The organism is Bacteroides sp., assembly GCF_030151085.1.
Taxonomy (GTDB): domain Bacteria; phylum Bacteroidota; class Bacteroidia; order Bacteroidales; family Bacteroidaceae; genus Bacteroides.
The window spans coordinates 1-24,161 of record NZ_JASLER010000028.1 but is presented as its reverse complement, the minus strand read 5'-3'; the positions used below and the strand labels follow the sequence as shown (position 1 = coordinate 24,161).

Annotated in this window: 14 protein-coding genes; all 14 read right to left on the bottom strand. The window is 42.3% G+C overall.

Annotation, left to right across the window (positions count from 1 at the left end):
* Positions 1-85: 85 nt before the first annotated feature.
* A complete protein-coding gene (locus Q1W14_RS05220) occupies positions 86-1,708 on the bottom strand; it encodes a glycoside hydrolase family 31 protein (RefSeq protein WP_300699733.1) in 1,623 nt (540 codons plus the stop codon).
* A 12-nt stretch (positions 1,709-1,720) separates the two neighbouring features.
* Positions 1,721-2,974, bottom strand: coding sequence for a hypothetical protein (locus Q1W14_RS05215; RefSeq protein ID WP_300699732.1), 1,254 nt, complete (start codon positions 2,972-2,974; stop codon positions 1,721-1,723).
* A 20-nt stretch (positions 2,975-2,994) separates the two neighbouring features.
* Positions 2,995-4,986, bottom strand: a complete 1,992-nt coding sequence (locus tag Q1W14_RS05210) for a glycoside hydrolase family 97 protein (protein ID WP_300699731.1) — start codon at positions 4,984-4,986, stop codon at positions 2,995-2,997.
* Positions 4,987-4,993: 7 nt separating this feature from the next.
* Positions 4,994-7,207: a glycoside hydrolase family 3 N-terminal domain-containing protein gene (locus Q1W14_RS05205; protein WP_300699730.1), complete on the bottom strand. Its 2,214-nt coding sequence runs from the start codon at positions 7,205-7,207 to the stop codon at positions 4,994-4,996.
* Positions 7,208-7,323: 116 nt separating this feature from the next.
* Positions 7,324-8,877 carry an ADP-ribosylglycohydrolase family protein gene (locus Q1W14_RS05200; RefSeq protein ID WP_300699729.1) on the bottom strand — a complete coding sequence of 518 codons (1,554 nt, stop codon included), beginning with the start codon at positions 8,875-8,877 and terminating at the stop codon, positions 7,324-7,326.
* 516 nt (positions 8,878-9,393) lie between these two features.
* Entirely contained in the window at positions 9,394-10,776 is a 1,383-nt protein-coding gene (locus tag Q1W14_RS05195) for an SGNH/GDSL hydrolase family protein (RefSeq protein WP_300699728.1), read from the bottom strand.
* A gap of 36 nt (positions 10,777-10,812) precedes the next feature.
* Entirely contained in the window at positions 10,813-11,946 is a 1,134-nt protein-coding gene (locus tag Q1W14_RS05190; RefSeq protein WP_300699727.1) for a glycoside hydrolase family 130 protein, read from the bottom strand.
* A gap of 29 nt (positions 11,947-11,975) precedes the next feature.
* Positions 11,976-14,129, bottom strand: a complete 2,154-nt coding sequence (locus Q1W14_RS05185; protein ID WP_300699726.1) for a GH92 family glycosyl hydrolase — start codon at positions 14,127-14,129, stop codon at positions 11,976-11,978.
* A gap of 26 nt (positions 14,130-14,155) precedes the next feature.
* Positions 14,156-16,429, bottom strand: coding sequence for a GH92 family glycosyl hydrolase (locus Q1W14_RS05180; RefSeq protein WP_300699725.1), 2,274 nt, complete (start codon positions 16,427-16,429; stop codon positions 14,156-14,158).
* A gap of 141 nt (positions 16,430-16,570) precedes the next feature.
* A complete protein-coding gene (locus Q1W14_RS05175) occupies positions 16,571-17,587 on the bottom strand; it encodes a DUF4961 domain-containing protein (RefSeq protein WP_300699724.1) in 1,017 nt (338 codons plus the stop codon).
* A gap of 12 nt (positions 17,588-17,599) precedes the next feature.
* On the bottom strand, positions 17,600-18,067 hold the full coding sequence (locus Q1W14_RS05170; RefSeq protein WP_300699723.1) for a hypothetical protein: 468 nt from the start codon (positions 18,065-18,067) through the stop codon (positions 17,600-17,602).
* A gap of 19 nt (positions 18,068-18,086) precedes the next feature.
* Positions 18,087-19,460, bottom strand: coding sequence for a DUF5005 domain-containing protein (locus Q1W14_RS05165; protein ID WP_300699722.1), 1,374 nt, complete (start codon positions 19,458-19,460; stop codon positions 18,087-18,089).
* 43 nt (positions 19,461-19,503) lie between these two features.
* Positions 19,504-21,015 carry a RagB/SusD family nutrient uptake outer membrane protein gene (locus tag Q1W14_RS05160; RefSeq protein ID WP_300699721.1) on the bottom strand — a complete coding sequence of 504 codons (1,512 nt, stop codon included), beginning with the start codon at positions 21,013-21,015 and terminating at the stop codon, positions 19,504-19,506.
* Positions 21,016-21,034: 19 nt separating this feature from the next.
* On the bottom strand, positions 21,035-24,161 hold a 3,127-nt coding region (locus tag Q1W14_RS05155; protein ID WP_300699720.1), incomplete at its 5' end, for a TonB-dependent receptor.

The following is a 24,161-nucleotide window of genomic DNA, read 5'->3' as shown; positions in this document are numbered from 1 at the left end:
TTCATCTATTATATCCAGTTAATAGATTCTATCACTAAAGACTTCTTTTTTATATCTGATAAGACAATGCTCAAAGCCCCCATTTCTACTTTAAACGTTCAAAGTAAGGAAGCCTTTCTAAAGGAACATCCATTAGAACTGTACGCCCGCCTCTATAAATTTTTCCTTGCTCATCTTTCCATTTTCCCTTAGGAAGAATCACTCTTCGAGCAGTACCTTTTTCATTCATGGGAGCAACCAAGTATTTATCGCCCAACATATACTGGTCGTTGCAACCTTGGAAACCTTGATGCGGAAAGACATACTCCATGTGACGCACAATAGGCTCTCCCCCCTTAGCTGCTTCTAATGCTAACGAATAAATATAGTCTCCAAAACGGGAGTGTAGCAGAGCCGCTTCCCGACAAAGAGCCAAGTGTTCAGAGTCAAGTACGCGCCAAGGAGCTACCGAAAACTGCATCATTGGCATCAATGCTTGATTTTGAGCAGAACGAATCATCAGCGACTGGTCAAATTTATCATAATCTATATTCTCGAAAGTGCCTAATAGACCACCTCCAATCATATCAGGACAAGTGTAATGATGACCTATCAATCCGGCAGAAAGCATATCGGGAATGAGGAGCTTCAGTTCATCCCAAGAATAGCCTTTATCTTGAAGCCTTTGTGCTACAGGCTGGTTACCATTCTTCCAAGAAGCACGCAATTCATTAAAAGGAAATTCCGCACCGAACTTAGTATAGAGTTCAGACTGTTCATACCCCTTTACATTGGTATCTTCATTTGGAAATACCTTAGACCCCTCTACATAAAAGTCAAAGTCTACCGCATCAAACTTAAAACCATCTATTCCATAGGTGTTTTGAAGCGCTTTCAATCTATCATGCAACCATTCGATGGCAACCTCTTTTGTGAGGTCAAGACAAGCACTGTAGCCATTCCACCACTTTATCAGTGCCGGACGCTTGCTATTCTTCTTCAATACCAAACCGCCTTTGGTCAACATTTCCTTAAACTCCTCTCCATCGGGACTTATAAAAGGAGTCAGCCATAACATTATCTTAAAACCTTTAGCATGCAACTCATCCACCATTGCTTTGGGATCAGGGAACTTTACAGGGTCGAATTCCAAGCAACCATAATCTCTGGCCCATTGGTCATCCACCATGAACACTCCGGCAGGAAAATCATTGGCTATAATATCCGAAGCATATTTTAGAATATCCTTCTGATTCTGATTACGTCCCAGTTCTATCCAAGTGTTATATTGGGGCATTTTAAACATCAACATATCAGGCGTCCGCCCAACCGGCGGAAAGTGTCTGCGCATGGCAGATACATAGGCATCCCTTAGACAAGTACCAGCTTGTACGGGGAGAATATCTTCATGTTCGGAATATAGTAGAAGATTCCCCTGTTTGAGTTCGAAAGCAAAAGGTTCATCACTCCAAATGTACCGGCCCAGATTGGATATCAAGAGTGGAGCAGCTTGGTTGCCATTATTGTCACGAGCCAGATCTTTCTTGGTAAATTCCGAAGGATAGGGTTGAAACTGTATCTTGTCGAAGGAGGTATTGCAATAGGCTTTAGCCGTATAAGCCCCATACCACATTTCTCCCTCAAGTGAAGAAATTTGTGATACAAATTCATGAGAATAAACATTGTCCACTAAAAGTAGAAAAGACAGAATAAATAATATCTTTTTCATAGTACGTTACTGTTAATAATTTACTTTGGCTACATATACACAACGGTGTTCATCTTTCATTGCGTTAAACACGACATAACGTCCTGTTCTGTCCCAAGCAGGATGAGCATCCACACGAAATTCAAAATTCCGGATAGGTGGCAGATATACTTCAGCCAAGTTGAACTCAGTTTGTAGTTCATAGTTTATCAGACGAATGGGCGTCATGCCCTTACCCGAAGTTACTTCGCCCGAATAAGCATCGGTGACGATATACGGTAAACCTGCCACATTATACGAAGGATGACCGGAACCTATAGGATAGACTTCCTTCAAATCTGTACCGTCATACTTTACGCTAATAATCTCTACCCCCTCTTTACCATCAACATTGAGATTCATCGATAGATGGTCACCATCAGGCATCCAATTGATATGATGCCCACCACGCGCCCATTGTTCAGGAGTGATAGCGGTACGAATATCACTTCCATCCGGGTTCATGGTTATCACGGCTCTACGACGGTCACCACCCGAAAGCGGAGCCCACTGCACAGTAGTCAATATCCGTGTACCTTGCAAGTTCCACTTCACCTGAAAACAGTAATATTCATAATCATCGGGATTAGGAATAGCTATAGAAGGAACTGTTTTCTCATAGATATCAGCCAGCGAAGCTATCATACGACATTCATTGGTCTTCAAATCCGTAATATACACCCCATCATTGGCTACCGGACCAACATTATGTGTAACAACACTGTCAGGCACTATAACTCCATAACCCACTTGTGCAAAACGCGACTTATACAAATCGTAAGAAAGAAGCTTATTTCCATCGGGTGACACCATAAAGACAGTACCCGGACAACGTTTCTTCTCTCCTGTTTTGAAATTAAGACGAACTGCATAAGCTTCCCAAGTAGTGGTATCCACATCGTTATAGAAAAGTTCCTCATCATTCTTACCCCATTGCACATTGGCACCAAGTTGCATCTCCCACCCACAAGATTTGGTAGAAAAGAGTACTTCACCGCTCTCCATATCCTGGACAAACACCTCACCTAAATCGCCCGGACTAGGAGAGCGATTCTCATAAGGAAAACGAAAAAGGGCTATATACTTACCGGAAGGGCTGATGGGAGATGTGTCGAAGAAGCGATGAATACATCCACCTTCAGCCACTAATTTAACATCTCCGTCTGTTTGATTGCTACAAGCCAACAAGCATATAGCAGCAAACAGAATAGCCAAACTTTTATTTCTCAAATTATATAACGTGACCATTTCTATTCATATTTAACTCATTACATCTTATCTATTTTTAAAGCAAATCCTCCACCGGGCGCCATGTGTAGTTTCAACTGTTGGCCACCAGTCACTGAGAATATTTCTTTGGTATAGTCTGTTCCTTTACGATGGGCGTTGATGCCATCTTTGAAGAGTGTTACTTTAAATTGTCCGTCACCAAGAAAAGAACAATCTAGTGTAAACTCCCGGGCTGTCCAACCTGTCAATCCACCCACATACCAAGTTTCATTATGACGACGTGCGGTAACAATATACTCACCCATACGACCGTCAAGCACAAGTGTCTGACCCCACACAGTAGGGATCCCTGCAATAAATTCAAGAGATTCCGGTTCACGCTGATAGTTAGTAGGCGAATCGCACAGCATATTGAGCGGAGAGTCAAATACCATATAGGCAGCTAACTGATGACAACGGGTACCTTGGCTCATCGGCTCAGAAAAGCAAACATAGCTGTTTTCTTTTGAAACATTCTTCATAGCTCCCTGAGTGTAATCCATAGGACCAGCTACCTGACGGATGAAAGGAACGGTAACATCATAAGTTACCATATCAGGCATAGGACGGCAGAATTTCATCTGTTCCAAACCAAATACACCTTCGAAATTGAGAATATTGGGCCAAGTACGGTTCAGTCCAGCAGGCTTATACATTCCATGTAAATCAAGAAAGAGATGATAACGAGCGGCAGTTTCGGCAGCCCGGTGGACAAACTCCACCATTTGTTGGTCGTCACGGTCCATAAAGTCCACCTTAAAGCCCTTCACCCCTATCTCTGAATAATGGCGGCACACATTCTCCATGTCACGATCGAAAGCTAAATAGCCAGCCCATAGTACAATACCTACATTTTTTGCTTTGCCATATTCTACCAACTCTTTCAGGTCAATATCAGGTACCACTGCCATTAGATCTGCTTTCAGATTGACAGCCCAACCCTCATCCAATATCACATATTCAATTCCATTGGCCGAAGCAAAATCAATATAATACTTATAAGTAGCATTATTGATTCCTGTTTGAAAATCCACCCCTTCTAAATTCATGTCATTCCACCATTCCCAAGCGACTTTTCCCGGACGAATCCAATCAATCTCATCAAGACGTAAAGGAGCTGCTAAAAGATAAGACATATCTGAATTAGCCAATTCAATGTCAGTATCCGAAACCACGATTCCTCTCCAAGGAAATGTTCGTTTTCCATTCACTCGTGCTATATATGTTTCGCGTTGAGTAACAATAGCTTGCAGTTGATTATGTCCACCTTGACGACTATCCTTGGGATAAGGAGCAAAAACGGCTTTCAAAGAGTTAGGTTTGTTAGCACTAGTCAAGTAGAGACCAGGATAAGACTCTAAATCCGATTCTATAATACAAACCTTTGTCGACATATCCAAAGCTGCCACTGCTGGAAGCAGAACCAACCTACTGTCATCTACTTTCGATAAAGAAGCGGTAGTGTAGATATTCTCAAAGGAATTAAAGAATTGATCTTCAAAACTACCTTTAGCATTGACATAAGCCATAGTAAGCAACACATCATCAGTAAAACAATAGTTTACCTCTTCATCCACTACATTGAATGGATTCTTTCGATGGTTGATAAAACGATAAGCTACCCCATCATTATAGACACGGAACTCCAATCCCCATTGACCATGAAAAATCATCTGCAATCCATTGTATTCATCCTTTACCTCTGTCTTTCTATAAAAAGGTGAAGGAATAACTTTATTAGCTGCAATCTTTTTACTATATCTTAACCGAGCATTCCGCCCCCATACCTCCCCATCGGACAAACTCATGGCCAGCGCTGAGGGCGAAAGCAATGTCTTTCCATTGCGCTTTACAGTATAGGTTAAGTCTTCACCAATAGAAACTATAACCTCAATATTTCCGTTCGGTGAGATTAATATATTATCATGTTGAACAGCCCTAAGAACAGACGACACTATCAAAAACGTAAAAAACAGATATATTTTCTTCATAATCATTTTATTTAATTTCAATCTTTACTTTCTGGTCTTTCACCATAACATAGTATTCCCCCTCTTCTAAAAAACGATTACCCGTTTCGTCAATATAAATAAAATCTCTTTGAGGGTCTATTTCAAAAGAGAATAAAACGGTTTGTCCTTTTTTCAAGAACCGCTTTTCAAAATATTTCAGTTCTTTCTGTGGACGTGAAATGCTACAGTAAGGATCTGAAACAAACCAGTGCACAGTTTCATAACCATCCATATTTCCGGTATTTGTTATGGGCACTTCCACCTTCACCTTATTGTTTTTCTGCACGGTAGCTGAAGATGCATGCAATTTGCCATAAGCAAATGTGGTATAACTCAATCCATAGACAAAATCATACATCGGAGTAGTGGGAATATCTTGATATTTTCCTTGGTCGGGACGGGAACTCTGCCTTTCATTATAATATATAGGTATCTGACCGGAAGTAAGCGGAAAGGTTATGCAAAGCTTACCAGAAGGATTGGCCCTGCCGGACAGAATTTGCGCCAAAGGAGTACCTCCTGCAATACCCGGCTGCCACATCTCCAACATAGCATCACACTGTTGTTCCAGTCTGGCTAATTCCAAAGGACGCCCATTGGAAAGAAGTATGACTACAGGAGTTCCCGTTTTATACAGTTCGGCAGCCAACTGTTCCTGAATAGAAGGTAAAGCTATAGTGGAACGACTGGCATTCTCACCACTCCAAGCAGATTTCTCGCCCAAGCAGAGTATTACTACGTCAGCCTGTGAAGCTACGGATGAAGCCTCAACAAACAAAGAAGTATCGTCTCCGTCAAACTCACATCCCTTTGCATAAAGCAAGCGAGTATGACCATCAAATTCTTTTTCTATTCCCTCGTAAATGCTCTCAACATCTTCGGTCCGACCATGTGCTTTCCAAGAACCAAGCAGGTTCTCCTTGTCCTTAGCCATTGGACCGATAAGAGCTAGTGTCATTCCTTTTTTTAAGGGAAGCAGGTTGTTATCATTCTTTAGAAGTACCATACTCTCCTGAGCCATCCTAGCAGCCACTTCTTTATATTCATCACGAAGGATACGTTTACTATCCTCATAAACCGGAGTATATGGATCTTCAAAAAGCCCCAATTGAAATTTCAAGTAAAGCACACGTGCCACTGATTCGTCAATTTTCTTTTCATCTATCTTACCTTCACTCACCAAGGTAGCCAAATGTTCACGGAAACAATCATCCTTCATATCCATATCTAATCCTGCGAGAAATGCCTTACGAGCAGCTTCTTTGCGATTAGCAGCCACACCTTGTGGAATTAATTGTTCCACAGCATTCCAGTCACTTACTACAAAGCCTTGATAACACCAACGCTTTTTCAGCACCTCAGTGAGTAGATAGTAGTTGGCTGTAGCCGGTGTACCGCTAATATCGTTAAAAGCGCTCATTACAGTGGCTGCACCAGCCTTGATACAAGCTTCGTAAGGTGGTAGATAAGTTTCCCATAAAGATTGCCGCGATACATCCGTAGCTGTATAATCGCGACCACCCTCAGAACGACCATAGCCTGCAAAATGCTTCAAACAGGCCGCCACATTTACTTTACTGGAAAGAGTATCGCCTTGATAACCTCTGACAGCAGCCACACCCATTATCGCATTAGTATACGGATCTTCACCATAACCCTCGGCTACACGTCCCCAACGTCCGTCGCGAGCCACATCAATCATAGGTGAAAAGGTCCAGTCGGTACCCGACATTCTCGATTCACGAGCAGCTATAGCACTGAGTTCACTCACTAATTTCGGATTCCAAGAACATCCTTGTGCCAAAGGAATGGGATAAATGGTACGAAAACCATGTATCACATCAAACCCAAAGAGAATAGGAATTCCAAGGCGAGTATTCTCCACTGCTTTACGCTGTAATGCATTACGCAGTTTGGCATTCTCGCTAAAATATATATAGGAGCCCACCCCATCGGGAAGTCCGGTATCCACCTCACCAGTATTGTTTACATTAGTATTTAGCCCTACAATGTATTGACTCAACTGGAGTACTTTCTCCTCAAGGGTCATACGAGATAATAGATCAGCTACACGCATATCTATAGAAGCTCTTGACTGCTTGTATAGGACAACATCTTTAGAAGTTACTCCACCTGCTGCCAGCAAGGGTATGCAAAAGGAGATGGTTGCACAAAAGGCTAAAAATATCTGTTTATTCATAATCCATTCTTTTTTATTTATTATACTGCTTTCTGTGCTCAGGATTCTTTATTGTAACTACCCACTTTCCCTCGCATCCTTGAGTTCTGGCATAAATTAGCATACCCCCTCCTTATTTATTGATGGTTTATTTGTACCGGCGCATCCGAATAGACAATCACTTCCCCGCAATGCACCATTGCATCTTTCTCAGGATTATTCCATTTCAAAGTTAGAGTATGCTTTCCTTTGGGCAACTGATATTTCCAGCAAAGCTCCTGACGACGCTTGGAAAAGTTAACTGGTAATTTGGCTTTTTCTACCAACTCGCCATCCACATATACCGAGAGATCGGCTACATAATCATCGTTCTTTGATTTCACGCTGCCACGCAAGGCAAAGCCAGTTCCATTGAACTCAAACTGGTCAAATTTCTCAGCCATACGGTTCAAATTCTTACGCATTACAGGATACATACCTTCAAAAGCTTTCTCCAATTTGACGGGAGTTGGCTGCTGACAAACAATGGTTACTGTGCTATCGCCCACACTACCTCCGTTACGCTCTATCATCTGCAAGGCATGGTTGTAACTCATCTCATAAGCCTTATTCAAAGAAGAAGAAGTGAAAGCAAAATCAATGTCCTCGGCCTCACGCAGGTTCTTCATCCAATACTCGGGAATACGATTATAGCCCAGTATAGTACCCAGAATACCAGCGGCAGAAGCCGGGTTACAATCGGAATCCTGTCCGCAACGGGTAGAGATATCCATTGTCTTGAAGAAGTCACCTTTCCCATAAAGCAAACCGATCAAAATATAAGCACTATTGATGGTGGCGTCAATATTATAGGGTACAAACACGCCGTCAGGGCAACCTATATCTTCGGAATATTTACGTTCGCACTCAAACCAAGTGCGCTTCCAGTCATCAGGATATTGCTTGTACCATCCTATCACATCTTTCATGCATTTATGGTAAAGGCTCTCTTCCGGAATGGTTTTCAAAGCTTCTGTCACAATGAATTCAATATCATCCGACACAAAAGCCAGCGAATACATGGCACCAACGTAAACACCGCCATACCAACCGTCGCCATAGTTCATGATATGGCCTATCTTATCTGAGATTTCCGAAGCGGAATTAGGCATACCGGGTGACATGATGCCGGAATAATCAGCTTCAATCTGGTAATCCAAGTCATTTGCATGTGGGTTGTTTAGCCAATGCCCCGAAGCAGGGGGCATAATGCCTTGCAGAATATTATAACGAGCAGCCTGATTGGCATGCCATAGCACGTAGTCGGCATTGGCAAATGCCATTGCAAATGAATCTACCGGAGCATCCAACCCCAAACGGTCGAACACTTCCACAAACGTGAGATCCATATAAATATCGTCATACAGTCCTGGTCCGTTTAAACAGAAATTCTTGATACAGCCATCATCCCAAGGAATAGGATTGTAATCTTGAATCATAGTTCCACGAAACTTGAACTCGGTAGGACCTCCATACGTACATCCAATGGTCTGTCCAGCCCAGCCCCCTTTAATCTTATCCAGCAAGATTGACTTTGAAAGAGTGACTTCTTCAGGAAGTGAATTCTGTTGAGGTTGAGGTGCAGAACACCCCACAGCTACCGCCGTACCAAACAAGGCAGTTGCAATAATTTGTAAGAAATTGTTTTTCATTGCTTATAGTGATTAATATTTCATCTATCCTTCCATTTACTGATTTCTCCATATCAAGATAAATGGGAAAACTCGTATTTTGTGCTTGTACAAATGAAAAGGACAAATACGTTGACATCATTAATGCTATTAATATTTTACTTTTTATATTATAAAACTAGCATTTACAATACAAAACTATAAAACATATATTAAGCAGCAAAACAATTAGAAGAAAACTATAGGCACTTATGTTCTAAAACATAGCTAGAGCACCTATTTACAAGAAAAGTGTATATAAAGCAATACAAAATTACATATAAAACAGCAAATTTGTATTTTGCATTATAAAATAAAAAAAACAACAAAAGCTATTGGCTTATGAAGGAGAACGGGATAGAAAACTTTGCCAAGTACAACTTCAATGAGTAATGCCCCTATTATACTAAATCCCGCATACTGAATAGCTTTTCAGCTATTCAGTATGCGGGATTTGGTACGACAAGTAGCAACTAATCTATAGTCTGTCCTGACATATTAATTTTGTCTTAACTGGATCTTTCTGGTCACAGGTTTATTAACTTCGTAAATCTTATTGATAAGAATCTCGATTTCCTGCTTACGAGCATCGCGGACTGCCTCAGACATCAGACGGGTATAGTTATCCCTATGTCCTTTCACCCAACCATTCTTTTCGAGATTATCATCCATTACTTCAATTGCTTTTCGGTCATTGGCAAAGAGCAGACCTTTTTGCTGGAAGAATCCGAATTGCATCCATGCGTAATCACGGAAAGTCCTTTCAATCTCCCAACGATATTCATTGAGACGCATTACAGTTAAAGCCTGCTGATATTGGGGAGTCTTTGTTTCCTTAGCCAAATTGATACCAGCCGCCAGTTCATCAGCATTCCAGATACCTATCTCCTCACCATCAATGAGAAGTTTATAACTGCCTTTCAATCCGGTAACCTTCAGCATTTCACGATTCATCTCCTCCATAAAAGGAACTACTTTCACGGCTTCCGCCTGACTCTTGCGCTGTTCCCATCCACGGGCGATAGTGTCCAAAGGATAAGGCAAGGCTTCTGCCAGATAATCGAAACTCAGTTCTTTCCCAATCATCTTGATATTTGAAATAGTACAATTCTCTGACTTGACGGCTTGCTTCTTTCCAGCATTGATTTCTGCATCCGCCACGGCTTTGCCTGCAAATCCCTGAGCTTTCAGGAAAAGATATGCCATAACCATGTGCCCGTCATTATCGGGATGAATGCGGTCGCGTCCACAAAGAGTGAATGCAGGGTCTTTCTGCTGAAACTGCTGGTTCAAGGCAGTCATCGGTGCATTCAGGTCGGTGAATTCCCATTTATTTTCCGCAGCAGACAGCTTCTGATATTCTACGATTCTCTTGATTGTTTCGTTCTTTGTTTTGAGAGGAACATTTCCTTCTATTTTAACAGTCTCATCGTAAGGAGAAGTTCCTAACATCACAATCCGAGTATCGGGAAGTTCCTTGAAACGTTTCTCCATCTGCTGGTAGTTCTTGATGCTTTCCTGATACTTCTGTTCACCAAATTCACGGGGTTTATCGCCATTGTATTCAAAATAGCCGGAGTCATTCATTCCGAAAGTGACCATTAACACGGTCGGTTCCAAACAGAAAATGTCACCATCCAAACGTTTATTCATATCAAAAGCCGTATCACCACCTATACCACCATTGAACATACGTAGATTCATGGTAGGGAAGCGAGTCATGTAATACAACCAAATGTACGAATGATAATGTCCGCCATCCGTGATGCTATTTCCTAAAAAGACTGCCCGTTCTCCTTCCTTAAAAGGTTTTACGGTTTGAGCAAATGCAGTAGTGCAAGCTATACAAACCGCTGCAACTAATACAATAAAGTTTTTCATGTTGTGATTCTATTTTATAAAGTTACAATCTATTTTCTAATTCTTCGATGGATTATATACAGCTACCGCTACACGCGAATCGGCACAGCCATAATACAAGTACCACTGCTGATTGTGAAATACAAGTCCTTCAATAAATACGGTTCCGGCAGGATATTGCCCACTCTTCTCGAAGTCTGACTCCGGTATATAGAACGGTTTATCCAAACGGTCAATCAACTTAGTAGGATCTTTGGCATCGAACAAGGCTTGTCCGGCACAGTAAGAATTTGCTGTATACAGCGTATCTCCTTCTGCTCCGTCGGCATTCTTGCCATTATAGAATAGTAGAATACCCTTATCCGTCATGATTGCCGGCGGTCCGCACTCGGTGAGCGAGCTGTCGAACTTGCCTTCACGTGGGGTGATTACTTTCAGGAACTCTCCTGCCTCATCCAGCAAAGGCGTCCAGTTCACCAAATCTTCGGAAGTGGCTACATTGACAAACTTCTCTCCCCAATACATCCAATACTTGCCGTCGATCCGGGCAATCACCTGTTTTCCGTCTACCACCTTGGTTACGATAGAGGCCGACTTGGAAAACTCGTCGTAAAAGCGGCCGTCATACGCCTTGGCAAAAGCCGGTCCATACTTCTCCCATGCTTGCAGATCACGGGAAGTTGCTACTGCCAGACGCGCCTGCTTTCTGTTCCATTGTGTATAAAGCATCACATATAATCCGTCTTCCGTCACGGCTACACGTGGGTCTTCGCAACCACCAGTCCATTCCAGTTCCTTTTGGCTATCATCAGCCGGATAGAATGCCGGAACAGACATGCGTGTAAAATGCAAACCGTCATCGGAGTAGGCATATCCCAAGCGGGAAGTACGCGAACCGATGCCTACCGCCGAATTGTCTTCAGCCCGGTAAAGTACTACGACCTTCCCATCATAGATAGTAGCGGCAGGATTAAACGTATCGCTCGCTTCCCATGCTACCGAATCTTGCCTCATCGGACAATAAAAAAGAGTCGTAGAATCAGGAGAGATAATAGGATTGACACCTTCGGGACGTTGAAAATCCGTCCATGCCCAATCGGGAAACTGAGTTGTTTGTTTCCGTTCTGCACACGAAGTTATGAGTGCAGCACCCAACAATAAATAAGTTATATTCAATAAATTTCTTTTCATGTTATACAGAGTTAGTGGTTAGAACCTTATCAGGGAAAAGAGGGAGGAACGATCTTCGTCCCCCACTTCACATCGGGTTTGTTCGAAGTGATATAATCTATAGTAGCGCCATTCTGAAGCTGCTCCCAGTCTATCCAAGTACTTTCGTATGGTTTACCATCCAGCTTCATAGACTTGATATATATTTTCTTCTCCGAACCACCCTTTATCACAATATCACCTTTTTTCAGATGTACTTTAACAGACGAGAAGATCGGGGTATTTACCGTAAAGCCTCCGATTCCCGGAATCTCAGGATAAAGGCCGATACAAGCAAAGACATACCATGCTCCCATAGTGCCCAAGTCATCATTGCCCGGCAATCCGTCTATCTTACTTGAATATTGCTCGTTCAGCACTCGGTTTACTATTTCCTGTGTTTTATAAGGAGTCCCAACCCAGTTGTATATCCAGGGAATATGGAAACTCGGCTCATTGCCCGAAGCAAACCAAGCATCATTGTATCCGGCATCCAAACGGAAGAAGAACTCATCCAAACGTGTTTCCGCTTTCTTCTTGCCACCGATAATATCTATCATACCGGCAATATCATAAGGCACCATCCAGAAATAATTCTTGTACGTAGATTCACGGAAGTCTTCACTCAGAGGCTTCCATGAACCGTCCGGGTTGCGCGACTGTAACCAGCCGGTTTCAGGATTATACAGATTCTTCCATGAACGGGCAAAGTGGAAATAACGCCAACTTGCAAATTCATCGCCTACAGCGTGCAAAGCAAACTGCCCGATAGCGAAATCGGCAGAAGTATATTCCAACTGTATGGAAGCATTGTAGTAGCCTTTATCCAGATATTGCTTCAACCCCGGGCGTGCTTCTACCTCCTGTGATTTAGCTTCAGGAGTTTCGGCACCTTTCTGCATTATCTTTAAGATTGGCTTCGGGTCGTAATTGCGAGCTCCGAAAGCATACGCATTAGAAATCAAGATAGGGCTCGGATCACCTTGCATTACTCCTGTTTCTACATTTGCCATCACCCAGCGTGGGAAAACGCCACCTGACTGTTCAGCAAATAATTGATGGGAAATAACAATATCGGAAGCCACTTCAGGGTCGAGTATCGACAGCAGTTGAATCTGCGTACGATACGTATCCCAGTTGCTAAGAGAGGTGTAATGTTTGGAACGGGACTTATATACTTTATAGTCCGCCCCCATATACTCCCCATTCACATCACTGCAAACATTCGGATGAATAAAAGAACGATACATGTGAGTGTAGAACTGAGTCACACGGTCCGGGTTTGTTCCTTCCACTTCAATCTTACTCAAATAATGGTTCCATTTAGCTTCCGCCTGACTTTGTATATGCATGAAATCCCATCCTGTATTCTCTACTTTCAGGTTTTCGCGTGCATTCTCTACTGAAACGTAAGAAACGCCAATCTTATATTGGACATTTTTCTTCTTACTAACATCGAATGTAAAATATACCCCGGAATACTCACCTTCGGCAAAAGTAGTATTCGGCATCAACTCATTTCTTTTCCAGGTACCAGACTCCAAGGCGTCTGTGTCGAATTCTGCAACAAAATAGACTTTATAGGGAGTGCGGATACCACAGAAGTTGCCTCCTTCGGCATATCCTTCACACTTGTTAGGTGCGGTTATTACAACAGCAGCTTGTTCTATAGGAGTGGCAGAAATACCTCCGCCAATAATCACCGTACCATAGTGCTGGTCTGCCGGATATTCATAATTTGCCATACCGGTTCGTTCGGTCACAGTCAGTTGGGCTTTGATATCCTCCTGCACCCTGGCTTCATAATAGCCGGCATGTCCCTTTTCTTCGGTAACATTGATACGGTAATTCAAAATATTGTCGGGAGAAACCTCCAACTTCCCTTTTAGTGGGAAAGTCGGGAAGTTGCCCATGTGTTCGCAACCGCCTCCACTCAATTGATTGATTACGAAGCCGGAGCGTTTGGAAAAGTAAGAAGGCGTGAACTGTACCATACCGTAAGGATAGGTTGCCCCCGGATAGAGGTAGCCCGACGTCAGTCCTACACCTTTAGTACCAATCAACGTATTGACTTGCCGGGCATAATTGCCGGGCAAAGCCTGCGATGCAATTGTTCCTCCAAAAGCTAGAGAGAACAATAGACTTAATAAAAACTTAGATTTCATTCTATAGTATATAACTTTATTTGTACTCATTCTTTAGACAAAGAGAAAGGAGCTGCATACTTAGTAGTACATCTACTCTTATTAGGCTGACTTCCCATTTCTAATTTCAACACTCCACCGTCTGCTATATCCGTATAATGAATATAGTTCTTATCCAAGACTCTGCCATTTATAGTTGCCGATTGTATATAGAGGTTCTCTTTACTATTCTCCGGAGCTTCAATCACAAATTTGTTTCCATTCTCCATAGTAATGGTAGCTTTCTTGAATAGCGGACTTCCAATTACATATTCGTCCGTACCCGGACAAACTGCATAGATACCGAGCGAACTGAGTATATACCATGAGGACATTCCTCCCTGATCTTCATCACCCGGATAGCCCCTTTCGGTAGAGTTGTACAATCTTTCTACAATCTGACGCACCCAATACTGCGTTTTCCAGGGCTGACCGGCATAACTATACAGATAGGGCATGTGTTGAATCGGCTGGTTTCCATGAGCGTATTGTCCCATACCGGCCAGTTCCATTTCTGTCATTTCGTGAATGACACCACCGTAAGTACCCGGTTTAATGGTACTGGGCAAGATGAATACGGAATCTATCTTAGAAGTAAACTTCTCATCACTTCCGAATAAATTAATCAAACCTTGTACATCATGAAATACAGACCAGGTGTAGTGCCACGCATTCCCTTCACAAAAGGGTCCGCCCCACTCCAACGGATCAAATGGTTCTTGCCATTTCCCATCAGTCCCCTTTCCTCGCATAAGTCCGATAGTAGGATCGAAGACATTTTTGTAATTGTACATCTGCCGGGCAAAGACCTCCTGATAATGTTTATTTCCAATCATTCGAGCCAATTGGTAGCCACAGAAATCATCGTATGCATATTCCATAGTCTGCGCACTCGAACCCATAGATTCGGGATAAGGGACATAGCCCAACTCGAAATATTCTTTCCAGAAACCACGTCCGTTAGCACCTCCCCAAGGCCCTTTGTTCATTGCTTCGTGGGCGTATGCCTCCAAAGCCTTTTCAGGATCGAAAGTACGAATGCCTTTTGCCCAGGCATCTGCCAGCAGTGAAATGGAGTGATTGCCCAGCATGCCTCCCGTTTCACCCGGTGCAGACCAGGAAGGTAACCATCCGCATTGTTGCTGTGCTGCAAGAAGTGCATTCATATAGCGTCCCTGCATGGTAGGATGCAGTATGTTGGTTAGAGGAAATTGCGAACGGAAAGTATCCCAGAATCCATTGTCCGTGTACATATAGCCATCGTATACCTTTCCATTGTACGGACTGTAATAATAAGGGCTTCCATCCTCCTTGCGTTCGTAGAACTTACGTGAGAATAAGTTTGCGCGGAACAAGCAAGAATAAAAAGTCTTCAGTTGTTCGTCTGTACACCCTTCGACTACAATTCTATTTAGTAGTTCATTCCACGTTTTAAAGCCACGTGCTTTGGTTACCTCCAACGTCTTATCCGCACCCAGTTCATTGTTCAAAGTTATCAGTGCCTGTTCGGCGCTAATATAAGAAGAGGCTGCTTTGGCCTGCACTTTCGATCCTTTTTTAAACTTGATATAGGCACCGTATCCCTTTCCTGCTCCCCCTTGTTTCTTAGGAAAGATACTGCCCTTCTGATTTTCCCATACTCCATAGTCTTCGAAAGATTTATCGAACTGGACGACAAAATAATTGCGGAAAGATTTCGGATCGTTCACAAAACGCTGGTTATTCACCCAACCGGATATTTGCTTCTTGATTGGGTCTATCTTTATCTCGCTCATGTCTATGTATCCATCAATCACCAAATAAGCATCTCCGGCAGAAGGATACGAAAAGCGCAAATGTACTCCGCGTGTAGTAGGAGCCATTTCGGTGGTAATGCCGTTGTTCAGCATCACCTTATAATAATGTGGTTTTGCTATCTCATTGTCATGGCTGAACTTGGTTGCCCGTTCATTCTGATTGACTACCAATTCGCCCACTACCGGCATAAATGAGTAGACTGCATAATCACTCATCCACGGACTGCATTGATGCGACTGGCAAAAGCCTCTGATGCTGTCTACAGCAAATTGATACTTCCATCCTTCTCCATTCGGACCGGTCTGTGCCGACCATGTGTGCACGGCATAAGGCATACCCGTCGTTGGATACGTATTCCCATAACTCAATCCAAAATGGGAATCCGTTCCTTGCAAGGTATTCACATACTGCACCAAGTCTTTCTGTTGCGCACAGAGTCCTGTGGAGAAGAAAGAGAAGATTATCAAATATATATATTTGTTCATGTTGTTCATTTATAGTATAGAAATCTTAACCACTTTGCCATCGAAGTGGCAAGCTTTTGCCATCAGCTTGGCAAGACCTTGCCATCGGCTTGGCAAAGTCTTGCCATCACGATGGCAAAAAGAGGGGAATATATGACCAGCTTACTCACATGTCTCCTCTACTGCGAAGTCACCATTCGTCTCGTTATTGAGTATAACGACACTCTTATCCTTGTTAGTGAAGCGAACCTGTATGCTTAGAATGACTGCATCTTTGGGCAAATCGAAGAAGTCTTTCGGGTAAATATACTTCTGCCAAGTAGTAACCTGACCCATATCACCCAATTCTTCCATAAGCGTCTTACTACTTGTTTCATCTACGGACTTTTCCTTCTGTACTCCGTTTTCTTCGTATACTACTTTTCCACCAAGATAAGCCTCGCCACCTTTCAGACCGCCTTCGGTCACATAATTAGGTTCGTTGTATCTGATAGAGAAAATATCACCGAAACCGAAAGTTGCCGGTACAAAAGATATAGCAGGATCAGCAGTAAAGTCCATCATCGGCTCGTCACCACCAGTCACTTCGAGTATCTTGGATGCCTTCACATAATCATCGGGGTATTTTTCATTGTTGAATCCGAAAGCTTCACCACAGAATGTATATCCCATATAGAATTTAACCGCTCTTTCTCCGGTATGGAGTTTTATGTTTACAGTACCATCGATGACTCCCTGACCCGGATTCTTATCATTGATCTGGAAAGTGGTAGCAGACTTGAATACCACCCATTCAACCGGTCCTGTATTTTCTAACACACCAATTTTACTTTGGAATGAAGAAGCCCAAGGCAGACCGTCCGAAGGATTCTTTTCTCCTGCTCCTACAAGTACCATAGGTTCATTGGTAACAGCATTAGCTGCAAAACCGGCGGTTGTAGAAAGGAACAGACTAGCGTTTTTGGAAACATTCCAGCTTTTGGGTACCAATATAGCAAACGCCAATTTACTATTACCATCCGTTTCGGCCGCAATCTTTATCTTGACAGATATATTGATATCACTGTTCACCTGTGCATCGTCAGGATGGATAACGTCCTCTATGGTCATACAAGTGATAACCAGAAATGACACTGCCGAAAGCAGTAGCAGATGCATATATTTTTTCATGAGTTTCATACGTATTCTATATTATTGGTTAATGCTTTTAAATGTGTATTTATAATCCAATGAGTGACAATCCAACTTAAAAGGAATGCTGAATTCTCCATTCTGATAATAAGCAATCACATGCTCCGTACCGGTGATGCGCAATTCATTGGGAAGCGCTTCGGTATCTAAGTAACAGTCCACTCTACCGGATGGTATCTCAAAATTATAAGGAGAGAAAGGTACCTCGCCATTCGTAAAGGTAACCCCGCTTATTTTACTATCGGTAAAGTGTATGGTCAATTTGAATGTTTCAAAGAACTTGAACTTCGAAGCGATATCTATACCGTTAATGTTCACTTCATCGTATTGCATAACTTGTCTGATGCCGTAATTTATATCGCCATCCGTGGGATAATTATCGCTCATCTTTACCCGGTCGTCGGTATCACAAGCCGAAAGGGAGAAAAGCAATGACGCTATTGCAACTATTAATATATTCTTTTTCATATCTTCTTTTTTAAAGTATTTATTTTAAAATCTTATCTATATCGACCCAGAAGAATCGGGGACGATAGGTACTTACATCACTGAACTGTTCCGCATAAACTTCGGTATTGACGTTGTAACTTATCAGTATCATACCGTCTTTCTCAAACTGCGGGTGAGCCATTGCATTGTAAGTAAACAAGTGTGGGGTATTCTGTTCGTAAGTTTTGAAAACAAGTTGTTTGTTTCTCCACGGACCACTAGGACTGTCTGCAATGAATGTGTATATCTCTCCGGAATTAAAAGCCTTGTTCTGTGTGAGCAAAACATATTTGTCACGCAATTTGAACACATTGAATTGCGAAGATACCGGTACGCTTGCCAAACCTTCCAGCTTAACCGCTGCCGAAGCATTAGTGCTCCAACCCGAACCTGTATAATATTCCCAATTCGTATATAGGTTGTTCATAGTAGCCCTTGCAACCAACACATCGGATATAGGATTCATGTCATTCCTCACATCCACCTGAGCGTAGATATAAGCATAATCACCCTCCTTCAATGCTGCCATCCCATAATGAATATCTTCCGAACCATTGAAAGGTATGGGAGTAGTCTTTACCAATTCCATACCGGGCAAGCTGTACTCCAGAATATGGGTGGTTTCATATCTGAATCCCCACATATCATCGCTTCCCTGATACATCAATGTCTGGAAAACATAGCATTTATTACCTTCAGCAAATCCATGTCCGGGCCAATACCACTTCTTCTCATTGGGAAATTCGGGAGGAACGGCGGCAGAAGCATTCTTGTTGCCGCCGGCTCCGTAAATGGCACTGACTTTACCATTGTCATACATGATATAGGTATTCCGAAACATGCGGTCTGAAGTGGAACGTTGTCCATTAGAAACAGCTCCAATATATGAATCGCCCATCAGGAAAAGACTTCTGCCATCGGGCAACGGAATGGAATACATACCATCACCTCCTGTCACACTGCCCTGATCCGGAATGATAACTCCTGAGATCTTTTTGTCCAGACCATCAATCTTTACTTTGGTGGATGAAGTGCTTATAACCTCGTTATTCTTGATTAACGAAACGGTTACAGATACAGGTTCATTATACGGTACATGAGTAAAAAAGAATTCCTTTTGTTCCTTCCCGATTGTTTTGACCGTTTGAGGTTTATCCAATTCGATCCGGTAACTATCGAAACTCACTTTAGTATCGGTAAGTTCCCATGCCAAGTACAATGTATCAGCATTCGATGTATTGGTGATTTTGATAACTCCATCACCATTCCCATTTTCAAAGGGGTTATCTATTGTACCGCCACCATCCGAACAAGCGAAGAGGGAGCACAAGCAAAATGCTAAAAAAGCCATATATTTGGAGTTATGTTTCATTTTCAAACTATTTGTTCTCAATATATCTTTCAATGACGTATTTCTAGTCTCTTTTCAGATTAGGATTCAATCGTTTTTCCCGGATAGGATACGGTAATAAAAGATCTGCTTCTTTGAATGCAGCTCCATGTCCCGGTGTCTGGTAACCCATCATATCTACGATATTGCCTGTAACAGCATGCAAAGCTTTATGGGTTCTCAACATATCATACCATGTCTGTCCTTCAAAGCAAAGTTCCCAGAATCTTTCTTTTAAGATGGTATTCGTATTCACGGTCGACGGTCTTGCTTCTGTGGGCAATGCTCTTTTTCTTACAGCATAATATGCATCCACCGCATCGGTATTGGAAGTTGTTCCTCCATCTGCCTCAGCTTTAGCCTCAGCCATCATCAACAGTACATCTGCATATCGCAAAAGTGTATAGTTAGCACCGGACTTACCGGTAGTTGCTGCTCCATCATCCCAGAATTTGTATATATACGGTCTTCCCAATTCGACGATGCCCGAATTGTCGAGAGCTTGATGCTGGGTATAATAAAATGCTTGTTCTTCCAGACGTTTGTCTCCATCAGGATATGTATTGTAGAACAACATGGTTGGAACCAATGCACCACCGAATGCAGCGTTAGCCGAAATAGCTTTTAGCGGTGCAGGATAGGGCAACATATTGCCATGAACAGGAGAACCTGCATTATCGGCTTCGCGCTGGATAGAGAATATATGTTCACCGGTATTTTCAATGGTTCTCAGTTCCTCGTATGTGTCAAACAATCTAAAAGCTCCACTCTTATATACTTCGTATGCTTTATCAAATGCTTTCTGGTAATATTCGGTTCCTTTTTTCAACGGATATCCGGCCATAGTCAGGTATACCTTGGCGTGTAATGATTTTACGGCTCCTTTAGAAACTCTTCCACTGGCATTTGCCCATGCTGTTTTGTCCATGAGTTCACCGGCTTTTGTCAGGTCAAGATCAATCTGGGCATAAACGCCTTCGATGGATGTTAACTCAATTGCTACATTCGCCAAGCTCGATGTACTAGTAAGTTTTAAGGGAACAGGTCCGTAAAGTCTTACCAGATTGAAATAGTAGTAAGCGCGCATGAAATAAGCTTCACCCAGCAACTCGTTCTTTCTGTCTGCGGTTAAAACACCATCTGCAATAGCTTCAATACCTTCGATAGTACCGTTACAGTTCTCAATGGCTTTGTATGCCGTTTCCCAGAATTTCTGGACATATCCGTTGTTTTCTGCCACATTCAGACTATTGGCTTGTGCCAAATCCTGAGTACCAGAGCCACGTAAACGCTCGCCATATCCCGACATGTACTCCAAAAAGATAAATGTTTGCGAACCGGGTTCAATATCTCCATTAAAGATATCGTCCAGAAATGTATACAGTCCGTTCACCGCAGCAACTACTTGCCCTTCATTCTGGAAGTATGAGTCGGGGGTGAGGAATGTCTTCGGTTTCTCTTCAAGGAATGCATCGCATGACGTTGCAATTACCATCAGGGCAATCAACCCACATATATTTGAATATATTTTCTTCATAATCGTCTATATTATTTTCTTAGAATACAACCTTTATATTACCAGTAATAGTCGTCGGACGAGGGTAGGAATAGAAATCGATACTCTGTCCGCTATCCGCATTGAATGCACCAACTTCCGGGTCGTATCCCGGATATGATGTGAGTACAAACAGGTTCTCAGCAGAAACTCCGATAGACAAACTATTGAAAGCCCGGAATGCTTTCATTATTTTAGGGCTGAAAGTATATGACAACGAAACGTTGCGAAGTCTCAGGAAATCACCCTTATGAAGCATGTATGAGTCTTTTTCGTTTTCTCCGAAATAAGCATCCGACGGAAGGCGTATGGCAGCAACCATTGTGTTCTGGTGTTCAGGAGTCCATGCGTCGAGTATAGACTTCACATTGTTGCTATACAAAGGTCGGTTTTCAAGCATGGAGTTCGTTATATCCATAATTTTGAACCCATAAGTATAGTTCAGGTCTACCATCAAAGAGAAACCTTTATAGGTGAACGTATTCACCATCGTCAAACTACCTTTAGGTGTACCGCTTCCCATGATCTGGCGGTCTTCCTCATCAATCTTATAGTCGCCATTCACATCTTCGTATTTAACATCACCCGGTTTCTTACCATACTTGGCAGCCTCAGCTACTTCGGCTAAGCCCCAAGTTCCCAGTCTTTTGTATACATAGTACGATGCCCACTTCTCTCCTTCTCTGGCAATAGTATTATTTCCTGTATCGATAGTTTCTCCGTTAATATCTTCAACCAGCAGTTTATTCATAGAGAATACCAAGTCGGTAGTCCATGTGAAATTACGAGCATTGATATTATGTGAAGTAATAGTTGCCTCAAAACCTTGATTTACGATTTCTCCAAGATTAGTCCATGTAGTAGAATAACCGGTAGTGAAAGGAATTTGCTTCTCAAACAGCAAATCTTTGGTAGATTTGTGATAATAATCCAGAATAAATTCCAAACGATTATTCCATAAGCTCATATCAAGACCGATATTGAATTGACGTGAGGACTCCCATTTAAGATCCTTATTACCCAAATTGCTGAAAACAACGTATGAAGTAAGTGCCTTATTGAATATTGTAGAACCATTACTATACTGTGATATAGTTCTGTAATTAGGAATAGAAGCATTTCCCACAATACCGTAACTGGTTCTTAGTTTCATCTGGCTGATAACATCTTTTACAGGCTCGAAGAAGCTTTCTTCCGAAACACGCCATCCGGCAGATACAGACGGGAAATATCCATATTTGTTATTCATACCGAAGTTTGAAGCCCCATCCGCTCTGAACGTAAAACCAAGCAGGTATCTGTCAAGAAGGCTATGATTCATTCGGAAATAATATGAGTTCATAGTATTCTGGTTCATGCCCGATTTGGGTTCATGCCATGTGGTTCCTGCCGACAAATTATGATAATCGAAAGAATCGTCGAAATATTGTTCCGAACCAGCAGATGAGTCTTCTGCACGGTTATAATACCAACTGGCTCCCAAAACGAAATTCGAACTAAGTTTACCGCCAAAGTATGTATCAGTATACGTGAAATAGTTTTCACTGGTAAGTTTCTGAGTATCTGCGTTTCTTATGTCTGCATATCCGCCATTGTTTTCACTTACATCGAAAAGTCCGGCTTTGGCATAACTCATTTCTTTCCGGTTGCTCACCTGATAGTCTCCCTGAACAGTAAGTGACAATTTCTTAGTAATGTCAAAAGTAGCATTCAAACTGAACAATGAGAAATTAGACTTCCATTCGTTCTTTCTATCCCGGAGTAACAACAAAGGATTTTCTGCTGTTTCCGACAATGGATAATCATGCTTACGTCCCCATGTACCATCCTCATATTGAACAGGGATAATAGACGGCATCTCAATCATATTTCTAAGGGCACCCTGATTGAAAGAACCTTCCATATCGTTATTATTACCCTTCTGGCTACCCATAGTGGCTACAGCCTGAATACGGAACCAATCTTTAATCTTAGTTCTTACATTCAATGTTGCAGAATAACGTTCGTATTCGCTCTCCTTTATCAATCCTTCCTGATTTTGATAACCGATACTGGCATATATGCTGGTATCATCACCTCCCGAGGAGAAAGAAAGAATATGGTCATTAGTCATAGCTGTTTGAGTCACCTCTTTCTGCCAATCCGTATTATATCTCGGTGAAGCCATTAAAAGACCGTTTTCATCATACTTATAATTATCGGAAGCGTCTTTGGCATAATAGAACAGCTTTTCATTGGGAGTTGTCAGATGGGGCATCGTTTGTCCGCTATAAGCATAGGCACGTCTCTGAACTTCCATATATTCATCCGAATTCAGCATATCGAGTTTCCGGCCCATAAAACCAAATCCGACTTTGCCGTCATAAGTGATTGAACCTTTACCTTTTTGACCTTTCTTCGTAGTGATAAGCACAACACCATTTGATCCTTGTGCACCATACATGGCTGTTGCAGCAGCATCTTTAAGAATGTCAATAGACTCTACATTAGCAGCATTGATGATATCGGGATCTACACCGATTACACCATCCAATACATAGATAGGGTCTTTTCCGGCATTGATAGAACCCATACCACGAACACGCAAGGATGAAGATCCACCCGGTCTACCTGACATGGACACATTCTGTACACCGGCAACTTTACCTGCCACGCTTTGCATAATATTGAAAGCTGAAGGTCTATCGTTCAGAGCATCACCTTTTACGGAGCTAACCGAAATAGACATATCTTTCTTGGAACGGGTACCGTATCCGATAACTACAACGTCATCAATCAATACTGCATCCGATTCCATCTTCACATTAAACTGCGATTTGTTGCCAATAGGCAATTCGATAGTTTTCATTCCCACATAAGATACTTGCAGTGTTCCTGCGCTTGAGGGTATCTTTAATGTAAATACACCGTCCAAATTGGTTGTAGTACCTAAACTTGTACCTTTGACCATAACAGCTACTCCAATTAAAGGCTCGCTGTTTTCATCTGTTACCACACCAGAAATTGTTCTTTCCGCCTGCTGCAAAATGATGTCGGAAGCCGCATTTGCCTGAACTCCGCTACATAATAGCAAAGCCAACAAAAACATCATCTTTACAGTCCTGGGAAATGCACTGAGTGCATCCGCT